This is a genomic window from Salinibacterium sp. SWN1162, assembly GCF_015864675.1.
Lineage (GTDB): Bacteria > Actinomycetota > Actinomycetes > Actinomycetales > Microbacteriaceae > Rhodoglobus.
Map to the genome: position 1 here is coordinate 358,332 of NZ_JADYWT010000001.1, position 23,539 is coordinate 381,870.

A 23,539-nucleotide genomic window follows, 5' to 3' on the forward strand; every position below is an offset into this window, starting at 1 on the left:
GGATCGCACTCCCCCGCTTTCGCGTTCGTGCGGTGCGACCTTCGCCTACTTCACGCTGCCGGCCGTGATGCCTTCCACGATCTGCTTATTGAAGACGATGTAGATCACAATCATCGGCAGCGTCACGATCGAGAGCGCCGAGAAGAGCAGCCCGTAGTCGGTTACATACCGGCTGGAGAATGCGAGCAGTCCGGTGGGAATCGTTTTGAGCGCGTCATCCTGAATGTAGAGCAGCGCGAGCAAGAACTCGTTCCAGCTCGAGAGCGCCGAAAAGATGGCGACCGTCGCGAGACCGGGGCGAAGAAGCGGCAGAGCGATCGATCCGAAGACGCGCAGGTCGCTGGCCCCGTCGATGCGCGCGGCTTCGAAGAGTTCATGGGGTACGGCATCCAGATAGACCTTGAGCAAGTACACGGCCAGCGGTAAGCCCATGGCGGTGTACGGGATGATGAGTGCCCAGCGAGTGTCGGTAATGGCCAGCTGGGTGAACATGGTGGACTGTGCAATGAAGTACGACTGCAGGGGCAACAGCAAGCCCAGGGCGAGTAACCCCATGAGAAGGTTACGACCGCGAAAGCGGTAACGGCTGAAGGCGAAGGCTGCGGCGGCCCCGAACAGTAGGATGCCCAACACCGAAGCGCCCGTGACGATGATGCTGTTCAGCGCGTACTGGCCGATATGGCCGACCTCGAAGGCCTCAACCCAGCGACCGAAGTCGATCTCGGTCGGCAGCGCAAAGGGAGTCGCGAAGATCGCGGAGTTTGATTTGAAGCTGGAGAACACCATCCAGAGCATGGGGAAGAAGAACACCACGGCGATGACCGCGAGAGCAGCAGTGAAGAGCACATCGGGTAAGCGCCGGGGAGTCGTGCGCCCGGCATGATGCCGACTACCGGGGGCTCGCCGTGCAGCGGAGGGTGCCGTGCGTTTGGTCAGGCTCATGAGCGCACGTCCTCTGGCTTCTCACGATTCACTCGCATAAAGATCAGGCCCAAAGCAACGACGACAGCAGTGAGCACGACCGCCATCGCTGAGCCATAGCCAACATTCTGGAAACTGAATACAGACTTCACGAGGTAGGTGGTGGGGATCTCGGTGGCGCCGTACGGGCCACCGTTGGTCATGACGTAGAAGAGATCGAAGCCTTGGAAGCCGCCGGTAATGCAGAGTAAGAGTGCGACGGTGATCGCATTGCGGATCATCGGTACCTTGACGCGGCGAAAGAGTTGCCATTCGTTCGCGCCATCGAGTCGAGCAGCCTCGACCACCTCGGTCGGCACTTGGTTGAAGGCAGCATAGAAGATAGTCATGTAGAAACCGGCATATACCCAACCGGAGACCACGCTGACCGCGATCAGCGCCGTGGCGGGATCGCCTAGCCAGACGCGTTGGAGGCTATCAAGGCCCAGAGTCTGTAGTGCAGCGTTGAGAAGACCGAAGTCGTTGTTGTAAACGAAAGCCCACAGCACGGCCACTACGACCATCGGCAACATGACGGGCGTGAAGATGGCGACGCGGAACCAGAGCGAGCCGCGGCGGTGCACACTCACGAGGCCAGCGAGAACGAGGCCAACGACGACCTCCAACACGATCGTGATGGCGATATAGATGAGAACGTGCACGAACGAGTCGCGGAACAGCGCGTCGTTAGCGGCTTTGAGGTAGTTGTCGATGCCGACGAACACCATGGTGCCGTAGCCGTTCCACTCTGTGAAGCTGTACGCGAACGTCATGATTACAGGGAAGAGCACCGCGAAGCCGAAGACCGCCATGGCGGGCACCACGAAAAGATACGGGGTTACCGTACGGTTCGGCTTCATGGGGAGATCCCTTCGAAAGAGAGAACTGGTCGTCCGCCTTCGGGTGACGGACGACCAGAGGAGGGGCTAGCTAGCGGGGCGGCTAGCTAGCGAGGCGTTGCTAGCCCAGCTTCTGATCTATACCGGCAACGGCATCCGCCGGAGCGGTCTGACCACCGAGCACCTCAGCAAGGGCTGCGTACAGCGCGTTGGCGGTCTCGAGGTCATACCCGTTGTCGGGCGGGAGAACGATCGCCGGGGCAGTCTCCAAGAGCGAAGTGAGCGACGCCGTGCGCGAGTCGATGTCTTCGCCGGATGCCGCCGAGAGCGTCATCGGGGTAAGTTCTGCTCCGATGAATTGCTGAACGTTCTCGTCGCTGTTGAGCAGTGCGAGGAACTCTGCTGCCTCATCCTGTTTCGTGCTCTTGGCATTGACGACGTAGCCGGTGACAACACCGATCACGCTCTCCTGGTTTCCTTCGCCGGGCATGGCGGGGAGGTTGACGTAGTCGAAGTTGAGGTCGGGTGCCTCGTCGATTGCCCAGCTGACAAGCCAGGAACCAATGGCATGCATGGCGGCTTTGCCCTGGAAGAACAGTTGCGCGCCTTCGTTGTCGTCAACCGCATTCACGCTTTCGTTGACGCAGTTGTGGTCGGCGAGTTCTTCGACATAACCGAAGGCTTCGATCCACTCGGGGGTGTTGAAATCGGTTTCGCCGGCGAGAGCTGAGCTGTAGGCGTCCTCGCCAACTACCCGCGAAGTCAGATGGGCGAGCCAGTTGCCGGCAGCCCAGAGATCCTTGTTTCCGGAGGCGATGGGGATGATTCCCTGAGCATCAAGGGCGTCACACGTGGCGAGCAGTTCGTCCCAGGTGGTGGGCGGGGTGAGTCCGGCATCCGCGAAGATGTCTTCGTTATACCAGAGCACGTTGGTGACGTCAGCGGAGTGAGGCACCATCACGACGGCGCCATCGACGGTGAGCGAGGTGAAGACTTCGTCGTCGAAGAGGCCAGCGATGGGGCCGGAGGTCACGGCATCCGTCAGGTCGGCGGCAAAACCGTCAGCGGCACGCTGTTCGAGCCGCGCGCCTGCCCACTCGAAATAGATGTCGGGAGCGTTGCGGCCATTGAGCAGGTTGGGCAGCCCAATGGTTTGGTACAGATCGTCGTCTTGGTAGTTCATTTCGACGGTCACGTCGGGGTTGGCGGCCTCGAACTGGGCGGCAACGTCGTCCCAGACGCGGATTTGGGCTTCTCCGGGGGAGCCCATGGCGATGCGGAGTACGTTGTCGTCGGAGCCTTCACCGCCGGCAGAACAACCGGTGAGGATCAGGGCTGTGGCGCTGAGGGCAGCGACAGCAGCGAGAGTCGTCTTTCTCGTGACGGGCATGATCATTCCTTTGCTGTAGGTGATGCAGTGTCGGGTGATGCAGTGCGGGGTGGAGCAGGTGATGCGGGTGGTGCGGGTGGTGAAGCCCCGGCGGCAACGAGCTCCGCCAAAGTCATATCGAGCAGGTCGCCGAATACTCGGCGGCGAGCGGCGCGGAGCGCGTCGAGGAAAGGACGAAGCCGCGCGGGGCCGTCGGTGGTGAGCTGGCCTGCCGCTGCGAGCTGTGCGACCTCGACGAGAGCGTGAGCCCCCACGCGGAACGATTCGAGCCAGGGGCGAACTTCGTCAATGAGCGGTTGGTTAGTGACTGGACCGTCGAGCAAGCGGTCGGCGCTATGCACCATCGAGTCTGCAATCGTGAGCAACTCGGATGCCGCAGCGACGGGGTCGCCATACTCCGACTCAAAAGTGAAGCGTTCGAGGGCCTCGCCCAGGGCGGGAGCATCGTCAGCAGAGAGGCACGAGGAGCGAACGGTGTCGGCAAAGACGCTGAAGTCTTCGGCGTTTTCGGGACCAACGACATCCAGAATCGCTTGCTTCCAGCTGGCTTCGGGGTCGTAGCCCTCGGGGTCGCGCAGGTAGTCGGCGATCGTTGCGAAGGGAATCTTGGAAGACTCGAAAAGCTCCATACCGTTGGCGATAATGCCGGTCGAGAACCGGTGTAACTGCGGGTCGCGGCCACGATAGGGCCCGATGTGCAGCTCATGGCCCATGGCGACATCGTTTACGGGATAGTTATCCCAGTAGGTAGCGGGGCGACCTGTCGCGCGAGCGAAAACGGCGGCGTCGGTGAGGTCGAGCGTGGCCGAACAGATGGCGCGGCCCGTCCAGAAGAGGTCGATGCGCGGGTCAATGCCGAGCCCGAGCCGGCTGATGTACTCCTCGTCGCCGTATCCCCAGTACTGCGTGGGGCACACGGTGAGCTGAGTGCTCGAGTCAAACTTCGCGAACACGCGGCCAACGACCGATTGGTGGGCGGTGACGAGATCGGGGAAGGCCGCTCTATCCGCTGGATGCTGCAGCCGGGTGGGAATGTCATCCAACAACAGGCCGAAGCTGGTGACGCCCAGTTCGCGCACGGAGCCGAACTTGGCGAGCAACATGTCGATGTCGTCTTCGCTGGAGTACTTCATCGTGAGTCCGGGGGAGAGGCAGTACATGAAAGTCATGTCGTGCGTGGCACAGCGCGCAATGAGTTCGGCCAGGCGCTCAAGCTCGGAACCTTCGTAGGGGGTGCGCCAGTCGTGACGCACGAGCGGGTCGTCTTTGGGGGAGTATACGAAGGTGTTCATGCCCCGCTCCCCGAGAAAATCGATCAGGTTGAGGCGCTGTTCATGGCTCCAGGGCGCGCCGTAGAACCCCTCGATAACGCCGCGGACGGCGAAGGGCGAGGGGATGGCGCCGCCCCGAGAGCTAGTGGTCATGGTGTCGTTATCCGGCCAACGAATTGGTGGTTGCTGAGATCTCCGCTGGCCGTGTTACTGCTTTCGTAAACATCGGGAATCACTCCGGCATCGACGGAAAGTTGAATCGCTTCGGCCATCACGGCGTTCAGAATTGCTGCTCCCACCACAGTAGAGGTCGCGGAGACTCGGCTGCCCAGGCCAGCGATATCGACAGCAGCATCCCCGACGGCGCCACCGTTATCGATCACGACGGTCGCGAGCTCGTGGAGTCGCGGCAGTGTGGTGGGGCGGGCCTCGGGGGAGGTGGCGTGGTTCAGGCTGGTGATCGCGATGACGGGGGTGCCACCAGCCATCGCCAACTGCACGAGTTCAGAAGTCACGGCGTTGCTGCCCGAGTTAGATGCCACGATCAACACGTCATCGGGGGCGATGGGGTGATCGCGCAACAGCGCCGCGGCGAGGCCGGGCAGGCGCTCGAGCGAGGTGCTGAGCAGAGCGCTCGTGTGCAGCATGAGGCCCTCGAAGAGCAGGGGCTTCACGTTGACGAGACCACCAGCGCGGTAAAACAACTCCTCCGCCAGCATGTGTGAGTGGCCAGTACCAAATATGTGGATGGTGCGCTGGGCGACAAGAGCGCGAGCGACGATGCGGGCGGCGGCAAGAATGTTGCCGCCCTCGTCGGTGCGCAGCCGCTCGACGAGGGTCGTGGCGACATCCAAGTAACGAGCAGCGGGCGAGTGCTCGTCGAGGGTGGTGGGGCTCGGGCTCGGGTGAGTCATGCGAGGTTTCCTTCTTTCCACACGTGGATGAGGCTGCGATAAAGATTGTCGGTGGCGCCCGTGCCGATCAACAGCGCGCCTTCCAGCGCCGAGCCATCGGCGGGACGGAACGACATACCTTCAGCGGCGAGGTGCTCGACGAGGCGAGCGAAAAGCAGAGTGTTGGGGCCGAGCAATTTGCCGCCGAGCGCGAGCGGAGCATCCGCTGCCACCCAGTCAACGGCTACGCGTGCGGTGAGAAAGAGCTCGCGCGCGGCTTCCTCCATGATGCTGTTGGCAACGGCATCTCCGTCGCTTGCTGCGGCGAGAACCGAGCGCGCGAACTGAGAAATGCGATTGACCGGGCGGTGAGCACTATGAAGTCGGGCCGCGAGATTGCTGAGCCCGTCAAACTGCTCGGCGGCTCGAGCACTGAGCGCCGTTTTTTCTCCGCGGCCGTCGCCGGCACGGAGTACCGCCGAAATTCCGCGGCTGCCGAGCCAAAACCCGCCGCCAGAGTCGCCCAAGAGGTAGCCATCACCATCGACCGTGTGCGTTTCCCCGTTTTCGCGCACGGCGAGGCACGCGACGCCCGTTCCCGTATTGAGCGAGACGCCCGCCTCGGCAGACAGGGCGCCGGCGTGGGAGGTGGCAGTGTCATTGGCGATCCACACTTCGCTCGCCCCCGTGGTCGTAGCCACCAATTCGGCTAGGCGTGAAAAGGAGGAAGCGTCGGCCGGAACAGTCGTCAGCCCCATGATTACGCGGTCAACCGGGGCGAATTTGCCATGGCCCCACGCCACAGCGACTGCACCAGCGACGGACCGCATGGTGTCGCCTTCGAGACGGCTGACGCCATCCACTTCAACGGTGCCCGGCTGTGCGCTGCTTTTGAGCCGGATGCCAGACTGGCCGCCATCGACAGCGAGCACGCGAAGCATTAGCTTTTCCGAGCCTGATCTGAAGTGAACGCTCCGCCGGAGACCTGCGCGGTGAGCTGGTACTTGTCGCCGCGGTAGAAACAGTTAGCGATCATAATGATGTTGCCCCGTGCGTCAGAATCGACCATCCGAATGCGCAGGCACGCTTGGTTCTCACTGATGGTGAGCAGCTCGCGCACACGCTCGTCGGGCAGCACGGGCTCGATTGAGACGTTCGCAGCACCGGGAGCGATGCGGTATCGGTTGCTCAGGAGCTCGTAGAGCGAGCCGCCGAGATCGCTGCCGTTGATGCCGGGAACGAGGGCTTGGGGAATCCAAACGGTCTCGACGGCCATTGCCTCGCCACTGCCGAGGCGCAGTCGCGTGAAACTAACTACAAGGTCGCCAGGGGTGATGTGCAGTTGGGCGGCGATAGCGGAATCGGCGGGAGCCACGCGATAGGCGAGCAAGCGTGCGCTCGGCTCGAGGCCACGGTCGCGCATGTCTTGTGAGAACGAGGTGAGCCCGAGCAATCGAACGAACGGCTGAGGGGTGACGTAGGTGCCGGAGCCGTGGCGGCGTTCGACCAAACCTTCGGCCACAAGGGCATCGACGGCGCGACGAATGGTCATGCGGGCGACACCCCAGCGGGCGCTCAAGTCGCGCTCGCTCGGGAGGCTCTTGCCGACCTCCGTGGAGGCCACGAGCTCCCGCAGGCGTGCGCGAAGGGTGTGCCGGGTTGACTCTTCTACGACTGTCACCCTCTCATTGAAGCCCATTTTGAGGGGAGCGGTAAAGAGCCGAGTAGACCAATTTGGGGTGCATTGTGTCGTAACATTCTCGAAACATCCCTCTAGCTGCGCCCTTTGAGTAGGCGAATATTGCTCTTTATTGGGTCTGCTTAGACCACTGGAGCCGGGTTGGGACGTGGTCAATGTAGACCAGTTGACGCGACCGCTAGGGTGAATCCATGAGCAACATTCGGCCCGCGGCGCTCCATGATCTTCCCGGCACCTATCGTGTGTGTCTTCAGACTGCGGATGCCGGGGCCGACGGCAGCGCACTCGTCGAGAATCCTGACCTCCTGGGCCACGTCTACGTGGGCCCGTATCTGGTCGGTGCCCTCGATCTTGCGTTCGTCATCGCGGACGAACTCGGAGTCGCCGGCTACGTTCTGGGTGCCGCCGATACGCGCGAATTCGAACAGTGGCAAGAGCGTGAATGGTGGCCGGTGCTGCGCGAACAGTATCCGGCAACTGCGGGCAGTTCGCTCGACGACGAACTCATCGCGCAGCTTCACACACCGGTGAAGTCGCCGGCAGCGGCGGTCGACAACCATCCCGCCCACCTCCACATCGACCTACTGCCACGCGTGCAGGGCACGGGGGCGGGGCGCGCAATGATGGAAACGCTCTTCACGGCGTTGCGCGCTCGCGGAGTGCGCGGCGTTCATTTGGATGTTGGCGAAGACAACCACAATGCGATCTCGTTCTACCATCACCTCGGCTTCGTTGAGCTGGCTCGCGGCACCGACTCGATCTACCTGGGAATGGAACTGTCATGATCTTGCCTGAATCGACAGCAACCCCGCTTCGGGGCGGCCCGACAATGCGCTGGGGCGTTCTCGCTCCCGGCGGCATCGCCACCGACTGGGTCGCGGCGATGCACGCGAACACCGACCAGCGGGTAGTCGCTGTGGCGTCTCGCTCGGCCGATCGCGCCGCCGATTTCGCCCAGAAGCACGGCATCGAGCGCAGTTATGGCAGTTACGACCAGCTCGTTGCTGACCCCGACGTCGACATCATCTACATCGCCGCGCCCAACGTGTTTCACCAGCCTCTGGCGCTGCTTGCGATCGCCGCGGGCAAGCACGTTTTGATCGAGAAGCCTCTCGGTATCGATGCCGCTGACGCCCAAGTAATTGTGGATGCCGCCCGCGCCGCTGGTGTCTTCGCCATGGAAGCCATGTGGACCCGCTTCTTGCCGCAAACCACGATCGTGGCGCAACTGTTAGCAGCCGGCGAGCTCGGAGACGTGGCGATGGTCACGGCAGATTTCGGCGCCAACTTTGGCGAACCATCCGGTCAACCCGTCTTCGACCCGGCGATGGGCGGCGGTTCGCTTCGCGACATCGGCATCTACCCGGTCTGGTTTTCGCAGTTTGTGCTCGGCGCCCCCAGCGCAGCCGTGGCAACGGGGCGGATGCTCGCGAGCGGTGTTGATGCGCAGGCGGCCATGATTCTCGACCACGCGACCGGTGCCCAGGCTGTGTTGCACACCACGATGCTCGCCGACACGCCCACGGAGGCCCGCATCAGCGGCACGCGCGCTCGCGTCGAGGTGCGCACTCCGTTCTATGCGCCGAACGGGTTCGCGTTTGTGCGCGATGACGAACGCACCGAGTTCACGGATCGCACAGGGTTGCGGGGCCGCGAGGGGCTCGCTTTTCAAACGACGGCGATTGCGGCGCACGTTGCGGCCGGACGAACGGAAGCGCCCGAGCATCCGCTCGATGCATCGCTCAGCGTGCTGCGCACGCTTGATGGGCTGCGGGCGCAGGTAGAGGCTGCGGGGTAGCCCAGCTTCAGAGGCGACCGCGGGCAGGGTCACATTGGTCCGCGCATAAAGAGCCCAAGGCGGGCCGTGCCGGTTCGGCGACACGACCCGCGCGGCAGGCTAGGCGGCCGCTTTCGCGCGCGACAGGTCGATGAACAGGTCGGTGTTGAACTTGTACGCGGCGAGCACTTCGTCAATGACTCGGTCGCGTTCAGCGTCATCCCACTCGACAGCATCAAGCTGATCGCGGTACGTGATTTTGAACTCTTTGGGCTTGGCAATTTCGTCGAACAGGTAGAAGCCGACGCCGTTGGTGTCGAAACCGAACTGGCGTTGCATGATGGTGCGGATGACCTGACCGCCCGACAGATCGCCGAGGTAGCGGGTGTAGTGGTGGGCGATGAAGCCACCGGCCCAGTTTTGGGCGGCGATTTCGCGCACGCGAGCGGCGTAGGCGGCGGCGGTCGGTAACGCAGTGATCTTGTCGCGCCAGTCGGCGCCGATCAAAAACTCGAGGTCTGCTTCGATCGCGGGGAGGCGGGTGAGCTGCGACGTGATGAACGGCGCCGCCTCGGGGTTGGTGGAGAAGTGGTCGGCTGCCGCTTCAATCGCTTCATAAATGAAGTAATGCTGGGCAACAAGAGCAACGTAGTCTTCGCGCGTTCCCTTGCCCGTCATGAGGTCTTTCATGAAGTCGGCACCCTCGCTATCGCCGTGGCTCGACCAGGTGCGCTCGCGAAGTGCCTGCGAGAACGGAATTACTGCCACGGGGTCTCCTAGCGAAAGCGGGGTTAGGTGACCCTCACTCTAGCGAAGGCGAATTGGGCGAAACATCATCCGAAAGTTGGGTCTTCGGCGGGACTGTATCGTGAGCAGGTGAGTGCAACTGAACAGCCCCGAGTGCTGGCAACGACGAAGCAATGGCTGGCGCTCGGCGTACTGATGTTGCCGACACTGTTGGTGTCGATCGACAACACCGTGCTCAGTTTTGCGCTGCCGAGCATTGCCCGCGACCTGCGCCCGAGCGCGGTTGCCCAGCTGTGGATTGTTGACGTTTACCCCCTGGTCTTAGCCGCGCTGTTGGTCGGGATGGGTAATCTCGGCGATCGCTTCGGTCGCCGCCGTTTGTTGCTCATCGGCGCCTCGGGGTTTGGCATCGTTTCGGTGCTTGCGGCGTTTGCTCCGGATGCGACCACTCTTGTTCTCGCTCGCATTCTGTTGGGCGTCTTTGGCGCGATGCTGATGCCGTCGACGTTGTCGCTGCTTCGCTCGCTGTTTGTCGATCGCCGTCAGCGCCGGCTCGCGATCGCGATTTGGGCCGCCGGGTTCTCGGCCGGTTCGGCCATCGGGCCGCTCGTCGGGGGAGTGTTGCTGGAGAACTTCTGGTGGGGCTCGGTATTTCTCGTCGCCGTGCCGTTCCTGCTTCCGCTGTTGATCTTCGCGCCCATCTTGATCCCTGAATCGAAGGATCCCGCCCCGGGACCGTTCGACTGGGGCAGCATCATCTTGTCGATTCTCACGCTCGGGCCGGCCGTCTACGCCATCAAGGAGCTCGCCACCGAGGGCGTGGGAGTGCTGCCCATTGCCCTTTTGGTAGTCGCCGCGCTGTCCGGCACTTTCTTTGTGCGCCGCCTGCTGGGGCAGACAAACCCCATGCTCGATATGCAACTGTTTCGAGTGCCCTCGTTCAGTGGTGCCGTGCTCGTGAATCTCGTGAGCGTCTTTTCGCTGCTCGGCTTGCTCTTCTTTCTCACCCAGCACCTCCAGCTTGTGGAAGGGCTGAGCCCCTTTGACGCGGCCCTCGCCCTGACCCCGGGCATTCTCGTGATCATCGTGGCTGGGCTAGTGGTGGTGCCCGTAGTGCGCTTTGTACGGCCGGGCTATCTGATGGCGGGTGGCCTCACGCTGTCGCTGCTCGCGTACGGTTTTATCGCGTTGACCGGCAGCGAAGCCACGGTTCTGAGTTACATCATCGCGTTCTGTGTTCTCGGTGCCGGTATTGGTTCGGCCGAGACCCTCTCAAACGACCTGATCATCTCGAGCGTTCCGCCAGACAAGGCGGGAGCGGCATCCGGAGTCTCCGAAACCGCGTACGAACTGGGCGCTGTGCTGGGCACTGCGGTGTTGGGCAGCATCCTGACCGCGTCGTATCGTTCAACGATCGAGATTCCACAGGGGGTCGCGCCTGGCGATGCAACAGCGGCCCGCGAAACGTTGGGCGGCGCGGTAGAAGTCGCCTCGACTCTGCCCGCAACGACCGCCGAAGAGCTGCTTATTTCGGCGCGTCACGCCTTCGATTCGGGAGTCGTCACCACCTCGTGGGTGGCCGTAGCGCTCATGGCGGTGGCGATTGCGATCACTCTGGTGACGTTGAGGTCAGTGCGCAGCTAACGCGGCGATTGGTCGTACTTCCCCGTTAAACACTGACGCCGGAAGCCCGACTGTCGGCTCCGATGCCCACGACAAGCAGCACGACGGCCGCGGCGAAGTGCAGAACATTGTCGGCCGGATTGATCGCCAAGATATTGAACTCCGAGCCGACGAGAAGCAGCCCCGCGAAACCGAGAACGAGAAAAGTGAAGCCGAGGCCGGCGTTGACCGCACGTGATGCGGCCCGATGTGAGAGCGCTGCCAGCACCAGAGCGGCACCTATCACTATGTGGATAACGTTGTGGAAAACGTTGAGTTGAAAGAGATTGGCGAGCAGCCCGCCCTCGGTGGCGAAGAAGCCGACGCCGTTCGTAACGGTGAAACCGAGTAGCCCGAAGAGCACAAAAAATGCGCCCACAATCGCGCCGAGCATGCGGTTAGGTGATCGAGTCATGAGTACTTCCCCCTTGCGCACCCTAGGTAAGTGCGCGATCGTGCTCTCTATTGGTACTCCTAACCGGGGGCATTTGGCTAGGGGAGCGCCGGGTGAAACATAACGCGTTGTGGCGGATGCCGCAGCAACGCTAGCTGTGAGGTCGAGCCTCAACACCCAACTTTTCACACGCGGCGTCGTACAGTTTCACGATCTCATGGCGGATCTCCGCGCGCTCGGTGATCTCGGTGCTCCAGGGCACGGTTACGTGGTGTTCGATGCCATCGACATCCGAATACTGCCAGGTGCCCTCGGTGCCGTCGAGCGACACCATGGCCGCGGAGATGGCGGCAGATTCCGCAAACGCACGAACGATGAGCAGATTGTCATCGTTGTGGTCGCTATTCATGTGGGCGAGAACTGCGGACACTATTTCTGCGCTGAAGGTGATCACGGGTCTACGGTAGCTGGGAGTTGAGTTCTTTGAGTTGAGGCATACCCTCTAGGGGTATAGCGTGGCGCTCATGGATCACTCTCACCATGTCGCTCAGTTCCGCCGGCTTTTCTGGATAATGCTGGTGATGGCAATTCCGGTTGCCGGCTTCAGCATGATGTTTGCGCAGATCCTGGGGTACTCGCTGCCCGATGTCGCGCTCCTTCACTGGATCTCGCCGGTTCTCGGCACCGTCATGTACTTCTGGGGCGGCAAGCCATTCCTCACGGGCGGTTTTTCTGAGTTGAAAGCCCGTAAGCCGGGAATGATGCTGCTGATTTCTCTGGCGATCACCGTCGCATTCGTTGCATCATGGGCATCCACTCTCGGCCTCATCGCGGCCGAGCTCGACTTTTGGTGGGAGCTCGCGCTACTCATCGTTGTGATGCTGCTCGGTCACTGGGTCGAGATGCGGTCGCTGGCTCAGACCTCCAGCGCGCTCGACTCTCTTGCCGCTTTGCTTCCGGATGAAGCGGAGAAGGTTGAGGGCGACGACTTCGTCACCGTGCCGCCGGCTGACCTCGTGGTGGGCGACGTCGTCATCGTGCGCCCCGGCGGACGAGTGCCCGCCGACGGCGAAGTGATTGACGGTTCAGCCGAGGTGGATGAGTCGATGATCACCGGAGAGTCGCAGCCGGTTAAGCGGGGCCTGGGCGACCGCGTCGTGGCGGGAACCGTTGCGACCGATAACTCGATCCGGGTGAAGGTCACCGCGATTGGCGAGGACACGGCGCTCGCGGGCATCACGAAGCTCGTCGAAACGGCGCAAAGCTCGTCGTCACCCGCGCAGCGCATCGCCGACACCGCGGCGGGCTGGCTGTTCTGGTTCGCTCTCGGTGCCGCGGCGATTACCGCTACAGTGTGGACGCTCGCGGGGAGCCCCGATGATGCGATCGTGCGCACCATCACCGTGCTTGTGATCGCGTGCCCGCATGCTTTGGGTCTTGCGATTCCGCTTGTCGTCTCGATTTCTACCGAGCGTGCTGCTCGCGCCGGGGTGCTCATCAAGGATCGTCTCGCTCTTGAAACCATGCGCAAGGTTGACACTGTGTTGTTCGACAAGACTGGCACCCTCACCAAGGGCGAGCCCGCTGTCACGCACGTGGTCGCTGTCGGGGAGTCGAGTGACGATGAGGTGATTCGGCTCGCTGCCGCCGCAGAGTTCGACAGCGAGCATCCGCTGGCCAAGGCCATTGTGACGGCAGCGAAAGATCGTGACCTCGACCGGGCGACAGCCTCACAATTCAGCTCGTCGAGCGGCGTAGGTGTCGAAGCCACCGTCGACGGAGCCACCATCAGCGTTGGTGGACCGAGCATGCTCCGCCAGCACGACCAAACCGCGGTCGAGGTGACCGCGACGTGGGCGGCTGAGGGCGCAATCATTCTGCACGTGCTCTCGGACGGGCACGTGATTGGTGCGATCGGTCTCGCGGATGAAGTGCGCGAAGACTCCCGCCAGGCTGTCGATGCACTCCACGATCGTGGCATCACCGTGGTCATGATCACGGGCGACGCGGATGCCGTTGCTCAGTCAGTAGCCGCCGAACTCGGCATCGACCGGGTGTTCTCGGGCGTGCATCCCGAAGACAAAGCAAGCAAAGTCGCCGAACTGCAGAAGGCAGGCGCCACTGTTGCCATGGTCGGTGACGGCGTGAACGATGCGCCGGCCCTTGCGCAGGCGGATGTCGGAATCGCGATCGGCGCCGGAACTGACGTAGCGATCGCTTCCGCCGGCGTCGTGCTCGCCAGTGACGACCCGCGCTCAGTGCTTGCCGTGATCGAACTCTCGCGCCGCAGCTACGGCAAGATGCGCCAAAACCTATGGTGGGCTGCCGGCTACAACCTCCTCGCAGTGCCGCTCGCTGCTGGCGTGCTTGCGCCTATCGGCTTCGTGCTGCCCATCTCGGTGGGCGCGCTACTGATGTCGGCCTCGACCGTTGTTGTCGCGGCGAACGCGCAGCTGCTGCGTCGCCTCGACCTGCGGCCCGAGGCGGTTATCGCCAAGGACTAACCAGCGGCCGAGCTCTCACCGTGTGCGCGCTTCGGCGTCGGTGGCGCTGTGATTTCGTCGTCAGCATAGTTTCAGGATTGAGAGGGGCAGTCGGCGGAATCGAAGTCGTCGGGTTCGGCGCCGATGCTGTTCAGCGCCTTAGTGAGGACCGCGAGTTCGTTCGCGTCGAGACGGTCGAGCACGCGCCGACGGGCGCTGTCGCGGTGGCTGGGCCAGGCCGCTTTGAGGCGTTTCAGGCCGACGTCGGTGAGTACGACATCCGCGCCCCGACCGTCGCTAGCGGAGCGCTCTCGGGCGACAAGCTCGAGGGCTTCGAGGCGGTTCACGGTGCGGGTCGCGCCGCTGATGGTCATCGATAGCCGGGTGGCGACTTCGTTGATGCGCAGGCGCTGGCCTTCTGCCTCAGAGAGGTAGGTGAGGGCGAAGTAGTCGGTGAGAGGCAACTGCTGGTCGCGCTGAAGGTCGGCATCGAGCACGCGCGGAACGACGCTAATCGCCCGCGAGAGTGCCTGCATTAGAGCCTTTTCGTCGCGCGTCATGCCGTTGTTGTGGTGAGCCATAACGCAATTGTACTTGATCAAGCAAGTAAGTGTTATAGTTGCCCAGTCAAGTAAATTCTCACCGAGCGACAGGCTCGAGATCGGTAAAGGCGAGACCATGAACGAACACGAAAGCGCGACCGCGGTAGTAACTGGCGCGGCGAGCGGGCTCGGCAAAGACATTGCCGAGGAGCTCGCAGCGAAGGGCTACACCGTGTACGGAACGACGCTCAGCAGTGAGCCGGCAAGCGGCAACCCGCGCATTGTTCTCTCCCGCGTTGACATCACGAACCCTGATGCCGTGCGTACCTGGGCCGAGAACGTCGCGGTCAAGTCCGGGGGAAAGGTCAACCTGCTCATCAACAACGCGGGCATCCTGACCCCAGGCCCGCTTGAGCTTGTGCCTCTTGACGCGATTCGCCAAGAATTCGAAGTCAACACCTTCGCGCCGCTCACCGTTGTCAACGCATTCCTGCCGCAGCTGCGAGCAGCTCAGGGGCGAATCGTTCAGATCAGCACCATTTCGGCCGTATTTCCGATGGCGTTCAACGCGCCATCCGCTGCCTCCAAGATCGCCGTCGAAGCGCTGATGAAGGCGTACCGCACCGAACTTCACCGCTTCGGGGTTGAAGTCACGATTATCCAGCCCGGCAGCATGCTCACGGGAGGCCCCGCCAAGTCGGCCGCTCTCCTCGGCCAACTCACGAACTCTCTCACCGATGACCAGCGCGAACTCTACGGCGAAGCTCTTGCCCGTTTTGCGGCTGGGTTCAACGACGGCCAAGCGAAGGGCCTCACTTCGGCGGCCGCGGCAGCCGAAGTCATTGACATCGCCGAACGCATCCCTGCCCCCAGCACCGCCACGATCGGTGACGACGCTGCGCAGCTCGTGCAGTTTCTTCGAACCTCTACGGCCGAAGAGCAAGACGCCCTGCGTCTCACTCTCGCCTAACCAACACCGCCTAACCCATCCCACCCCTAGAAAAGGAAACAGATCATGATTGAAGCAGTAGACCCCACCGACGAGCGTGCCGTTCGTAACAAGAACAACCTCATCGACTTCTATGAGCAAGCCATCAACCAGAAGAACTCGGTTGAAGCGGCAAACAAGCTCGTCGCCGACGAATACATTCAGCACAACCCGCTGCTGCCGGATGGCGCTGCCGGACTCGGTGCCACCTTCGCTGCTCTCACGGCTGAGCGCCAGAACGCGCGCGTCGTCATCCACCGCATCATTGCTTCTGGCGACTGGGTGTGGGCACACGTCAACTTCCTCAACCTGTACAACGATGACGCTGACGATCTGGGCGTGGCCGGCGTCGACATTTGGAAGATGGATGCCGACGGCGTTGCCCTCGAGCACTGGGATGTTCTTCAGCCCATCACGGCCGCGGTTAGCCCCGTCAACGGTCACGGAATGTTCTAACCGAACCCTGTTGCGGCAGTGCGCCGCGGATGTTGGCCTCGGTCGAACACCCGGCGTACTGCCTCTCTGTCTAAAATCTTTACCTCAGAATTGGAGCCCTCATGGACTACGGTCATCCGTTGAAATTCGGCGCGTTTGTGACACCCGCGAATGCATCGCCGCAAGCACCCGTCGAAACGGCGCAGCTCGTGGAGTCTTTGGGCTTCGATCTCGTCACTTTTCAGGACCACCCTTACCAACCCTCGTTTCTCGACACGTGGACGTTGATCTCGTACGTTGCGGCGAGAACTGACCGCATTCACATTGCGCCGAACGTCATGAATGTTCCGTTGCGTAATCCCGCTGTTGCGGCCCGAGCGGCGAGCAGCCTCGACCTTCTATCGGGCGGGCGCATCGACATGGCGTTGGGGGCGGGAGCGTTCTGGGATGCTGTGGTCGCCATGGGCGTTCCGCGGCTCACTCCCGGAGAATCGATCACCGCACTCGAAGAGGCGATCGACATCATGCGGGGAATCTGGGATGCCGGAAATCGGCAACTTTTGCGCTTGGATGGCACCGTGCACAGCGTTCGCGGTGCTCAACGCGGGCCGCTCGCAGCTCACGATATTCCGATCTGGATTGGCGCTCTCAAACCGCGCGGCCTGCGCCTCATTGGTCGCAAAGCCAATGGCTGGCTGCCGTCGCTGGGGTATCTCCAGCCCGGAGATTTCGCGCGTGGCAACGCCACCATCGACAAGGCAGCAGTATCGGCCGGCCGCGATCCTCGCGAAATTCGCCGGCTCGCCAACATCACCGTTCCTCAGACTGGTTTGGATGGCTGGGCTGAGCAGCTTGCAACGCTGGCGTTAGAAGACGGTGCGAGTACGTTCATCCTTGCCAACGACAGCGCGATGGTCTTGCAACTCTTCGCCGAAGAAGTGATGCCTGCGGTACGCGAACTGGTCGCGGCGGAGCGAGCCCGCACGGGTCTTGAACCAGCCGAAGTGAAGAGCGCCGCAGCGGTCGCCGCGCGGCGAAGTGGGATTGACTATGACGCTGCGCCCGAGGGTGTGCGCACCATTGAGCCCGGCGACTACAACTTTTCCAGTGTGAAATCCACCTACATGCGCGGCGGTTCCCCGGGTCTGGTATTGCAGCCCAGCACTGTGGAGGAGGTTGTCGAGAGCGTCGAGTTCGCTCGCACTCATCGCCATCTTGAGCTTGCTGTGCGCAGCGGAGGCCACGGTATCAGCGGCCGAAGCACCAACGATGGTGGCCTGGTCATCGATCTCAAAGAACTGAACTCGATCGAGATTCTCGACCGCGAAGCGAAGACCGTACGCATCGGGCCGGGTGCCCGGTGGTCTGACGTCGCGACCGTCTTGGGCGACGAAGGCTGGGCGTTGAGTTCCGGCGACTACGGCGGAGTAGGAGTGGGTGGGCTCGCGACGGCGGGTGGCGTCGGCTGGCTTGCGCGCCAACAGGGGCTCACGATCGACCACCTCATCGCCGCCGATATCGTTTTGGCCGATGGCTCGCTCGTGCACACCAGTGCTGAAGAGAACCCGGATCTGTTCTGGGCGATCCGTGGTGCCGGCGCCAACATGGGAATCGTCGTCAGCTTCGACTTTGTGGTGGAAGAAGTCGCCGACATCGGATTCGCCCAGCTGGGTTTCGATCCCGGAAACATGCCGGAGCTGCTCGAACGGTGGGGTGCTGCGATGGAGGAAGCTCCCCGCGACCTCACGACCGAGCTTGCGATCGTTCGCCAGAACTCGGCGCCGTACGTTGGCGTCAACGTCTTGGGTGCTGTGGCGTCAGACGAACCAGACACCATCCTGAACCGCCTGCAGCCGCTCGCCGAAATTGCGCCCCTCACCAGTCAATCCGTTCAGCTTCTGCCGTACAGCGCGCTGATGGGCAATGCCAGCCCGGCACCACATTCCGGGCGGGGCGAACCCGTTTCTGCATCCGGCCTCATCGAGCACCTCACGCCTGACGTTGCCGAGGCGTTGGCGCGCTTCATCGAAAGCGGGGCCAGCACGTTCATCCAGATTCGCTGCGTCGGCGGTGCCGTCTCAGATGTTGCGGCGGATGCCACGGCCTACGCCCATCGGTCAGCAAACTTCGCGATCAGTGCGGGCAGCTCCAACGCCCAACGCCTCGCCAAAGAGTGGGCCAAGGTGAAGCCCTTCCTCAGCGGAACCTACCTGAGCTTCGAAACATCGCTCGACCCCGAACGAATCCACGATGCCTTCCCGCCGCCGACACTCTCCCGTCTTCGCGACATCAAGGCGCGCGTTGACCCGCAGGGGCTGTTCCGCGACAACTTCTCGGTGATTCCGGCGGCGGGCGCACCCGGCGAGTGGCGTAACTAGCCGAACGGGTCAACGCTCGGAACGTTCGCTCTCCCCATCGACCTCAACACACGCTCAACGGAACGTGCGTCACGGATTCTTTGGGAACATCTCCGTGAGCTCGTGAAGGTACTCGGGCACTGGTCCAATGAGCGAGGACGCTAAGAGCTGCCCTGTTTCGATGGACAACCCATCTGTGGTGGCGAACTGACGGGCCGCTGAAGGCGATGTCCACCACTCGATCACAACGAGTTGTGATGGCTGGCCGATCACGGGGTAAACGTTGAAAGAGATGCAACTTTCTTGGCCCCGAACGTTCGGTATCTGCCGTTCGTACGCAGCGATGACCGCGTCTCGCAGGCCCGGCTTGAAGTCGAACACCGCAATCGCCACGAGTTCGCCTGGTTCAGCGGAGCGAGAAACTTCATCGTCCTCACTGACAATCGCGTCCTCTAAAAGGAACGCGACCGGAGGTTCGACGAGACCCTTTTCGGCGACTTGCATCAGAGCGACCTCGTAGGACTGCGCGCGGTGGAACGCCACCGCGTCGGCGTCTACGAACCGTTCATCCCCGTAAAACAAGTCGGGCTCGTGGCGATCCTCGTACAGGCGGATCCCAAGACACCCTTCTTCCTCAACAGAGCCGGTGCGGACCCCTAGCAGCGCGGCCTTCACCTCAGCGCGAAACTCAGGCTTAGCTCGGAAACAACCAAGAACGTGAACCATGATTCTCCTCTTTGGGCCCAGACAGCCCCCTGACGGAGCAGTGGGGCCAGCGTATCAAGCACATCGAAAAACTGATGTGGGTTGGGGGCAAACTAGCCACCGAGCCAGCCGCCATCCACGTTGAGGATGGCGCCCGAGAGGTCGCTGCCGACGCCCCAACGGCCGGCCGGAATGAGGTCGCCGGAATGCTTGCCCTGCCGGGTTTTTCCATGTGGCTTTCGCGGCATTTCCTCCCTCGCTGCGCTCAGTCCGGTATTCCACGGTCCATTGCGCTCTCCCCCTCAGCCGCTACTTGATTCACTCGCCAGACAGGCAAAACAAATGGTGGCAAAGAGGAAAGAGTCAGAGATGGGAACCCTGCAGATGGACAGCAGCGAACGTCGGATCGTGGCAGTGGACAACGCAGTGCGCGCAGTCGAGGCGTACCTGCCATTCGTCGTAACGCTCGAGGCAGACATGGGCGGAATGTTCGCCCTCCGCATCGACCTCGGCACCCGCGGAAACGTCGACGACCTCCAGTGGTACTTCGGCATCGCCGGCGGAACCACCACGATCGCGTCAGGGCTTCACCTCGACGCTCGACCCGTAGAAGTCGCGGGCTGGATCACCGAACAAGCGCGACGCGCTGACTCGCCCGCCATCAGTGACCTCGTCCGCTAAACGACTGCCGAAAGCGGCCCAATGGACACGCTAGAAAACTTCGGACCCGAACCCGTCAGCCCCGAGCAAGAGAACCTGCAGAAGGTGATCGACACGTTCGAGCGCGAGATCCACGCACACCATGGCGACATCCACGCCGCAGCATTCGAGGTATTCCGCCTGATGACCGGGAACTGAAAGCTCCAGAGAGGTAATCGAATGTCGGTCTAGGACTGAAGCGGCTGCATGGTTTCGGCTACATCCTCTGTGGCTTCGGGTTCCACGCTCGCGGCGATGCCAGCCGTCGTGCTGCCTGCGCTCATTGCTTCTAGATGCTGATGCACGATCTCAGCGAACGTCGGGCACTTCGCCAATATTAGAGCCTCGCGTAGCGTCCTGCTGTTTTCCCGCTTTCGGTAGTAGGCCAGCTGCTGGTTGATCACCTCGTCGACGGCCTCCGGGGCGTTCTCGGCGATCAACTGGAAGAACGAGTCGGCGGAGTGCACCTCGTAAGGCAACTCGTCTGCGACATTGTGAAACCCCTGGTCATCGGTAACTAGGTAGCTGGCCTCGCAGGTAACCGATGCGGCGTAGACGTGAGTGTCGTGCTCGTCGTCTCCAGGGAAAACCATCCCCGCGGGGAAATCGCGGACGGTCTCATCGAGAGCCTTCTCGATGATCTCCTTTATGTTGCCTGTGCGTTGTCCTGGAGCGCTCGGGTTATTCTTTCGACTCCAGTACAGAACCTCGGCGATAACGTCGTTGGAGCTCGCTACGGTGAACAATTCGCAGCGGGTCTCTCGCCGAAGCAGGAACAGCCAGTCCCGAAGGGTCTTCGAATATAGGACGTTTGCGTCCACGAAGACAATCGGTATTCCCATCCAATCAGGATAGAGGTGTTGTGGAAACCTCGCAAAGAGTGGTGCTTTATTCGCCGCCGAAGTCGGCTTCGAGCAATTCCTCGATAGCAACCGAACGTGCAGTTTCGCGCGCCTGTTTGAATTCCGACAGGTCGCTCCAGCGCACCCTCCGATGTGTGCCTCGATTGACGGCGGGGAGCTTGCCGTCGGTGATCAGCTTCACCAGCGTGGGACGAGAGACTCCGAGAACGTCAGCAGCGTTCGACGTGGTCAACAGTTCAGGCATCGACTCCAGCACCACACGGCCGCCCTGCTGTACCCGGTGCACGACGGAGTCGAGGAGCTCGGCGAAACCAGCCGGCAGCTGAATGCTCCTGCCGGTCTCTGTTGTGATCGTCACACCGGAGAACTTCTCATCGCCAACCTCTGCGACGACTTCGACAGCCTCGGCGCGTAGTTCATCAGTGATAGTCACCGACGAGCGCGCCACTGTTGACACAGTCATGATCTTTCCTTCGCTAAGCCGAGGCACTGCTCTCTTCCGTTGAAGAGAGTGGCCAATCGTCTTTCGTTTGTAAGTGTAAGCATAATCGATCGTGCTGTAAAGGTCACGCAGTGCTACGGAGGAGCGCGATGGCATATAGGCGGTTGGAGAGATAGGCGCCTATTCCACATGAGATGCCGGCCACCCCCGGCCTTGGCTATAGCGAAATAATTCTGCAAGCCAGCAGCAACGGATAAAGCTGCGTCCCATAAGCCGATCCCCAAACGGGACTACTTCTAGCCGCTATCGAGAGATCGGTACGCCCCGTTCTTCCGCGATTCAGGAATCCCGTAAAGCCTGTCCGAGTCAGAATCTCGAAAGGGCCCCCTAAACGGTCCCGCAAAGCAGTGCTCGTAGTTGCCGGCGCTGCTGTCGCTGCACATTTTCGGCATACCCAGAAACAACTGTTGGCACCCACCGACGAGGATGGATGCCAACAGTCTGCTGGGGGAGAGCTAGCGACCGAGCCAGCCGCCATCCACGTTGAGGATGGCGCCCGAGACGTAGTCGGAGGAGCGCGAGGCGAGGAACACGGTGGCACCTGCGAGGTCGCTTCCGACGCCCCAACGGCCGGCCGGGATGCGGTCGAGGATCGCCTTCGAGCGGTCGGGGTCGTCTTGCAACGCTTGGGTGTTGTCGGTCGCGATGTAGCCGGGGGCGATCGCGTTCACGGTGATGCCCTTGCCGGCCCACTCATTCGAGAGTGCCTTGGTGAGGCCGGCGATGCCGGACTTCGCTGCCGTGTAGCCGGGCACGTTGATGCCGCCCTGAAAGCTGAGCAGCGATGCGGTGAAGATGATCTTGCCGCGACCGCGCTCAATCATCGAGCGAGCAATGGCCTGAGTGAGGGTGAACTGGCTCGACAGATTCACCTGAAGCACGCGATCCCACAGCTCGGTGGGGTGCTCGGCGGCGGGGGCGCGCTCGATGGTTCCGGCATTGTTGACGAGGATGTCCACGGTGCGGGTCGAGAGCGTCGTACCCAGCGCCGCTACGGCATCCGGGTCGGCAAAGTCGCACGCGATGCCCTCGAAAGTGCGGCCGTACGAGGTGACTGCCTTTTCGATGTCGCTGCCCGAAGCTTCGATCGTGGCGCTGACGCCGATGATGTTCGCGCCGGCGGCGGCGAGTGCCTCGGCCATGGCGAAGCCGATTCCGCGACGGGCGCCGGTGACGACCGCGGTGGTTCCGGTGAGGTCAAACATGACGTTCAAGGGGTTACCTTTCTCTGTCGTGCTCACTTTTGGCCCGCGACATCCACGAGAATCTTCATCGCTTTGCCCGCGGCAAGGTCAGCAAAAGCTTCGCTGGTCTGCGACAGCGGCACAATGCGCGTGATCAACAGATCGGCCGGGATGACACCGCCATCAAGCAATTCGATGGCCTTTTCGAAGTCGGTGCGTTGGTAAACGCGCGCTCCCATAATCGTGAGTTCGCGCCAGAAGACGCGCTGCAGGTTGATCTCGCGGGGCGTGGGGTGGATGGCGACAACTACGAGAGTTCCGCGCACCTTCGCGAGGTCGGTGGCGCCGAGCACGGCAGCCGCAGCACCCGATACTTCGAAGACCACGTCGGCACCGGCATCCCCGGTCCACTCGTTGACCCAGGCGACCTGATCAACTTCGAGCGGGCTGAGGGTGGTGAAGCCGAGGGCGTCGATCTGAGCACGGCGGGCAGCATCGATTTCGATGACGGCAACCTCAGCGCCAAACTCGCGCGCGACCGAAGCGATGAGAACACCGATGGGGCCGCCACCGATAATCACGGCCTTGTCGCCGGGCTTGAGGCCCGAACGGCGCACATCGTGCACGGCAACGGCCGTGGGTTCGACGAGCGCAGCGTGATCGAGGCGCAGCTCGGGCGGCAACGCAACCAGCGTTTCGGCGGGAACGTTCCACTTTCCCTGCAGGGCGCCGGGGGAGTCGATGCCGATGAAGTCGAGGTTCTGGCAAATGTGCTGGTTACCGGCGAGGCAGGCGGGGCAGGTGTTGTCCCACCAGAGCGGCATGACCGTGACGTGGTCGCCGACGTTCCAGCCGTCAACGCCGTTGCCGAGAGCGGAAATGGTGCCGCTCATCTCGTGACCAAAGGTCAAAGGCAACTGCACGCGGGCATCCATATTGCCGTGCAGGATGTGCATATCGGTGCCGCACAGCCCGTTGTAGGCGACCGCAATTTGAACTTCACCGGCGGCCGGAGGCTTCGGTTCGTACTCTTTGACCTCAAGGCGTTGCTCGCCTACATAACTCACGCTCAGCACTGGTGCGCTCCTTTGCGATTAGTGGTGCGCGCGGGTCGAGTGTGAGCCGGATGCCGGAATGCGGCCCGTCTGA

At 62.2% G+C, this 23,539-nt stretch carries 26 protein-coding genes; 9 read left to right on the forward strand and 17 right to left on the reverse strand.

Features of this window, described 5'->3' with window-relative positions:
* Positions 1 to 45: 45 nt before the first annotated feature.
* From I6E58_RS01700 to I6E58_RS01730, 7 genes are all read right to left on the reverse strand, one after another.
* Positions 46 to 942: a carbohydrate ABC transporter permease gene (locus tag I6E58_RS01700; RefSeq protein WP_231595113.1), complete on the reverse strand. Its 897-nt coding sequence runs from the start codon at positions 940 to 942 to the stop codon at positions 46 to 48.
* Positions 939 to 1,820 carry a carbohydrate ABC transporter permease gene (locus I6E58_RS01705; protein WP_197129679.1) on the reverse strand — a complete coding sequence of 294 codons (882 nt, stop codon included), beginning with the start codon at positions 1,818 to 1,820 and terminating at the stop codon, positions 939 to 941. The genes I6E58_RS01700 and I6E58_RS01705 overlap by 4 nt, the downstream gene beginning before the upstream one ends.
* A gap of 100 nt (positions 1,821 to 1,920) precedes the next feature.
* A complete protein-coding gene (locus I6E58_RS01710) occupies positions 1,921 to 3,189 on the reverse strand; it encodes an ABC transporter substrate-binding protein (protein WP_197129682.1) in 1,269 nt (422 codons plus the stop codon).
* Between the two features lie 2 nt (positions 3,190 to 3,191).
* On the reverse strand, positions 3,192 to 4,613 hold the full coding sequence (locus I6E58_RS01715) for a beta-N-acetylglucosaminidase domain-containing protein (RefSeq protein ID WP_197129685.1): 1,422 nt from the start codon (positions 4,611 to 4,613) through the stop codon (positions 3,192 to 3,194).
* The gene (locus tag I6E58_RS01720; RefSeq protein WP_129072575.1) at positions 4,610 to 5,374 is read right to left on the reverse strand and encodes a sugar isomerase domain-containing protein; all 765 of its coding nucleotides are present in this window, start codon (positions 5,372 to 5,374) and stop codon (positions 4,610 to 4,612) included. Before I6E58_RS01720 ends, I6E58_RS01715 begins: the two co-directional genes overlap by 4 nt.
* A complete protein-coding gene (locus I6E58_RS01725) occupies positions 5,371 to 6,294 on the reverse strand; it encodes an N-acetylglucosamine kinase (protein WP_197129688.1) in 924 nt (307 codons plus the stop codon). Before I6E58_RS01725 ends, I6E58_RS01720 begins: the two co-directional genes overlap by 4 nt.
* The gene (locus I6E58_RS01730) at positions 6,294 to 7,034 is read right to left on the reverse strand and encodes a GntR family transcriptional regulator (RefSeq protein ID WP_246837279.1); all 741 of its coding nucleotides are present in this window, start codon (positions 7,032 to 7,034) and stop codon (positions 6,294 to 6,296) included. Before I6E58_RS01730 ends, I6E58_RS01725 begins: the two co-directional genes overlap by 1 nt.
* A 209-nt stretch (positions 7,035 to 7,243) precedes the next feature.
* Here I6E58_RS01730 and I6E58_RS01735 point away from each other — a divergent pair, with 209 nt between their 5' ends.
* Positions 7,244 to 7,837 (forward strand): N-acetyltransferase, encoded by a 594-nt coding sequence (locus tag I6E58_RS01735; RefSeq protein WP_197129691.1) that lies wholly within the window; start codon positions 7,244 to 7,246, stop codon positions 7,835 to 7,837.
* Complete coding sequence (locus I6E58_RS01740; protein ID WP_197129694.1) at positions 7,834 to 8,850, forward strand: Gfo/Idh/MocA family protein; 1,017 nt, start codon at positions 7,834 to 7,836, stop codon at positions 8,848 to 8,850. Before I6E58_RS01735 ends, I6E58_RS01740 begins: the two co-directional genes overlap by 4 nt.
* Before the next feature lie 99 nt (positions 8,851 to 8,949).
* Here the strand turns inward: I6E58_RS01740 and I6E58_RS01745 are convergent, their stop codons facing one another.
* Complete coding sequence (locus I6E58_RS01745; RefSeq protein WP_129072571.1) at positions 8,950 to 9,597, reverse strand: heme oxygenase (biliverdin-producing); 648 nt, start codon at positions 9,595 to 9,597, stop codon at positions 8,950 to 8,952.
* A 108-nt stretch (positions 9,598 to 9,705) separates the two neighbouring features.
* Between I6E58_RS01745 and I6E58_RS01750 the strand changes: the two genes are divergently transcribed.
* On the forward strand, positions 9,706 to 11,220 hold the full coding sequence (locus tag I6E58_RS01750) for an MFS transporter (RefSeq protein WP_307841927.1): 1,515 nt from the start codon (positions 9,706 to 9,708) through the stop codon (positions 11,218 to 11,220).
* A 25-nt stretch (positions 11,221 to 11,245) separates the two neighbouring features.
* Here the strand turns inward: I6E58_RS01750 and I6E58_RS01755 are convergent, their stop codons facing one another.
* Together I6E58_RS01755 and I6E58_RS01760 are read right to left on the reverse strand one after the other, a co-directional pair.
* Positions 11,246 to 11,653 (reverse strand): DUF4383 domain-containing protein, encoded by a 408-nt coding sequence (locus tag I6E58_RS01755; protein WP_197129697.1) that lies wholly within the window; start codon positions 11,651 to 11,653, stop codon positions 11,246 to 11,248.
* Positions 11,654 to 11,783: 130 nt separating this feature from the next.
* On the reverse strand, positions 11,784 to 12,086 hold the full coding sequence (locus I6E58_RS01760; protein ID WP_129072569.1) for a DUF2470 domain-containing protein: 303 nt from the start codon (positions 12,084 to 12,086) through the stop codon (positions 11,784 to 11,786).
* A 70-nt stretch (positions 12,087 to 12,156) separates the two neighbouring features.
* Between I6E58_RS01760 and I6E58_RS01765 the strand changes: the two genes are divergently transcribed.
* Positions 12,157 to 14,136, forward strand: a complete 1,980-nt coding sequence (locus I6E58_RS01765) for a heavy metal translocating P-type ATPase (RefSeq protein WP_197129700.1) — start codon at positions 12,157 to 12,159, stop codon at positions 14,134 to 14,136.
* Between the two features lie 71 nt (positions 14,137 to 14,207).
* Here the strand turns inward: I6E58_RS01765 and I6E58_RS01770 are convergent, their stop codons facing one another.
* Positions 14,208 to 14,696, reverse strand: coding sequence for a MarR family winged helix-turn-helix transcriptional regulator (locus tag I6E58_RS01770; RefSeq protein WP_197129703.1), 489 nt, complete (start codon positions 14,694 to 14,696; stop codon positions 14,208 to 14,210).
* A 97-nt stretch (positions 14,697 to 14,793) separates the two neighbouring features.
* Here I6E58_RS01770 and I6E58_RS01775 point away from each other — a divergent pair, with 97 nt between their 5' ends.
* The 3 genes from I6E58_RS01775 to I6E58_RS01785 all read left to right on the forward strand — a co-directional run bounded on the left by I6E58_RS01775 (position 14,794) and on the right by I6E58_RS01785 (position 18,458).
* Positions 14,794 to 15,627, forward strand: a complete 834-nt coding sequence (locus I6E58_RS01775; protein WP_197129706.1) for an SDR family NAD(P)-dependent oxidoreductase — start codon at positions 14,794 to 14,796, stop codon at positions 15,625 to 15,627.
* A gap of 45 nt (positions 15,628 to 15,672) precedes the next feature.
* Complete coding sequence (locus I6E58_RS01780) at positions 15,673 to 16,101, forward strand: nuclear transport factor 2 family protein (RefSeq protein ID WP_129072566.1); 429 nt, start codon at positions 15,673 to 15,675, stop codon at positions 16,099 to 16,101.
* A 101-nt stretch (positions 16,102 to 16,202) separates the two neighbouring features.
* Positions 16,203 to 18,458 (forward strand): LLM class flavin-dependent oxidoreductase, encoded by a 2,256-nt coding sequence (locus I6E58_RS01785; protein WP_197129708.1) that lies wholly within the window; start codon positions 16,203 to 16,205, stop codon positions 18,456 to 18,458.
* Positions 18,459 to 18,527: 69 nt separating this feature from the next.
* Here the strand turns inward: I6E58_RS01785 and I6E58_RS01790 are convergent, their stop codons facing one another.
* Both I6E58_RS01790 and I6E58_RS14280 read right to left on the reverse strand, forming a co-directional pair.
* On the reverse strand, positions 18,528 to 19,163 hold the full coding sequence (locus I6E58_RS01790; RefSeq protein ID WP_197129712.1) for a putative quinol monooxygenase: 636 nt from the start codon (positions 19,161 to 19,163) through the stop codon (positions 18,528 to 18,530).
* 92 nt (positions 19,164 to 19,255) lie between these two features.
* Positions 19,256 to 19,390: a hypothetical protein gene (locus tag I6E58_RS14280; RefSeq protein WP_255531446.1), complete on the reverse strand. Its 135-nt coding sequence runs from the start codon at positions 19,388 to 19,390 to the stop codon at positions 19,256 to 19,258.
* 121 nt (positions 19,391 to 19,511) lie between these two features.
* Between I6E58_RS14280 and I6E58_RS01795 the strand changes: the two genes are divergently transcribed.
* A complete protein-coding gene (locus I6E58_RS01795) occupies positions 19,512 to 19,823 on the forward strand; it encodes a hypothetical protein (protein ID WP_197129715.1) in 312 nt (103 codons plus the stop codon).
* Positions 19,824 to 19,844: 21 nt separating this feature from the next.
* Positions 19,845 to 20,000 (forward strand): hypothetical protein, encoded by a 156-nt coding sequence (locus I6E58_RS01800; RefSeq protein WP_197129717.1) that lies wholly within the window; start codon positions 19,845 to 19,847, stop codon positions 19,998 to 20,000.
* 29 nt (positions 20,001 to 20,029) lie between these two features.
* Here I6E58_RS01800 and I6E58_RS01805 read toward each other — a convergent pair whose 3' ends face one another.
* The 4 genes from I6E58_RS01805 to I6E58_RS01820 form a co-directional block, all read right to left on the reverse strand.
* The gene (locus I6E58_RS01805) at positions 20,030 to 20,683 is read right to left on the reverse strand and encodes a type II toxin-antitoxin system VapC family toxin (protein ID WP_197129719.1); all 654 of its coding nucleotides are present in this window, start codon (positions 20,681 to 20,683) and stop codon (positions 20,030 to 20,032) included.
* 46 nt (positions 20,684 to 20,729) lie between these two features.
* The gene (locus tag I6E58_RS01810) at positions 20,730 to 21,167 is read right to left on the reverse strand and encodes a helix-turn-helix domain-containing protein (RefSeq protein WP_197129721.1); all 438 of its coding nucleotides are present in this window, start codon (positions 21,165 to 21,167) and stop codon (positions 20,730 to 20,732) included.
* Between the two features lie 494 nt (positions 21,168 to 21,661).
* Positions 21,662 to 22,411, reverse strand: a complete 750-nt coding sequence (locus I6E58_RS01815) for an SDR family oxidoreductase (RefSeq protein WP_197132759.1) — start codon at positions 22,409 to 22,411, stop codon at positions 21,662 to 21,664.
* Positions 22,412 to 22,443: 32 nt separating this feature from the next.
* The gene (locus I6E58_RS01820) at positions 22,444 to 23,466 is read right to left on the reverse strand and encodes a zinc-binding dehydrogenase (RefSeq protein WP_197122415.1); all 1,023 of its coding nucleotides are present in this window, start codon (positions 23,464 to 23,466) and stop codon (positions 22,444 to 22,446) included.
* Positions 23,467 to 23,539: the final 73 nt, after the last annotated feature.

Excerpts from the sequence above, each read along its gene's own strand:
- I6E58_RS01700 (WP_231595113.1), bottom strand. The coding sequence starts at position 942 with ATGAGCCTGACCAAACGCACGGCACCCTCCGCTGCACGGCGAGCCCCC.
- I6E58_RS01705 (WP_197129679.1), bottom strand. The coding sequence starts at position 1,820 with ATGAAGCCGAACCGTACGGTAACCCCGTATCTTTTCGTGGTGCCCGCC.
- I6E58_RS01710 (WP_197129682.1), bottom strand. The coding sequence starts at position 3,189 with ATGCCCGTCACGAGAAAGACGACTCTCGCTGCTGTCGCTGCCCTCAGC.
- I6E58_RS01715 (WP_197129685.1), bottom strand. The coding sequence starts at position 4,613 with ATGACCACTAGCTCTCGGGGCGGCGCCATCCCCTCGCCCTTCGCCGTC.
- I6E58_RS01720 (WP_129072575.1), bottom strand. The coding sequence starts at position 5,374 with ATGACTCACCCGAGCCCGAGCCCCACCACCCTCGACGAGCACTCGCCC.
- I6E58_RS01725 (WP_197129688.1), bottom strand. The coding sequence starts at position 6,294 with ATGCTTCGCGTGCTCGCTGTCGATGGCGGCCAGTCTGGCATCCGGCTC.
- I6E58_RS01735 (WP_197129691.1), top strand. The coding sequence starts at position 7,244 with ATGAGCAACATTCGGCCCGCGGCGCTCCATGATCTTCCCGGCACCTAT.
- I6E58_RS01740 (WP_197129694.1), top strand. The coding sequence starts at position 7,834 with ATGATCTTGCCTGAATCGACAGCAACCCCGCTTCGGGGCGGCCCGACA.
- I6E58_RS01755 (WP_197129697.1), bottom strand. The coding sequence starts at position 11,653 with ATGACTCGATCACCTAACCGCATGCTCGGCGCGATTGTGGGCGCATTT.
- I6E58_RS01765 (WP_197129700.1), top strand. The coding sequence starts at position 12,157 with ATGGATCACTCTCACCATGTCGCTCAGTTCCGCCGGCTTTTCTGGATA.
- I6E58_RS01770 (WP_197129703.1), bottom strand. The coding sequence starts at position 14,696 with ATGGCTCACCACAACAACGGCATGACGCGCGACGAAAAGGCTCTAATG.
- I6E58_RS01775 (WP_197129706.1), top strand. The coding sequence starts at position 14,794 with ATGAACGAACACGAAAGCGCGACCGCGGTAGTAACTGGCGCGGCGAGC.
- I6E58_RS01780 (WP_129072566.1), top strand. The coding sequence starts at position 15,673 with ATGATTGAAGCAGTAGACCCCACCGACGAGCGTGCCGTTCGTAACAAG.
- I6E58_RS01785 (WP_197129708.1), top strand. The coding sequence starts at position 16,203 with ATGGACTACGGTCATCCGTTGAAATTCGGCGCGTTTGTGACACCCGCG.
- I6E58_RS01790 (WP_197129712.1), bottom strand. The coding sequence starts at position 19,163 with ATGGTTCACGTTCTTGGTTGTTTCCGAGCTAAGCCTGAGTTTCGCGCT.
- I6E58_RS14280 (WP_255531446.1), bottom strand. The coding sequence starts at position 19,390 with ATGCCGCGAAAGCCACATGGAAAAACCCGGCAGGGCAAGCATTCCGGC.
- I6E58_RS01795 (WP_197129715.1), top strand. The coding sequence starts at position 19,512 with ATGGGAACCCTGCAGATGGACAGCAGCGAACGTCGGATCGTGGCAGTG.
- I6E58_RS01800 (WP_197129717.1), top strand. The coding sequence starts at position 19,845 with ATGGACACGCTAGAAAACTTCGGACCCGAACCCGTCAGCCCCGAGCAA.
- I6E58_RS01805 (WP_197129719.1), bottom strand. The coding sequence starts at position 20,683 with ATGGGAATACCGATTGTCTTCGTGGACGCAAACGTCCTATATTCGAAG.
- I6E58_RS01810 (WP_197129721.1), bottom strand. The coding sequence starts at position 21,167 with ATGACTGTGTCAACAGTGGCGCGCTCGTCGGTGACTATCACTGATGAA.
- I6E58_RS01815 (WP_197132759.1), bottom strand. The coding sequence starts at position 22,411 with ATGTTTGACCTCACCGGAACCACCGCGGTCGTCACCGGCGCCCGTCGC.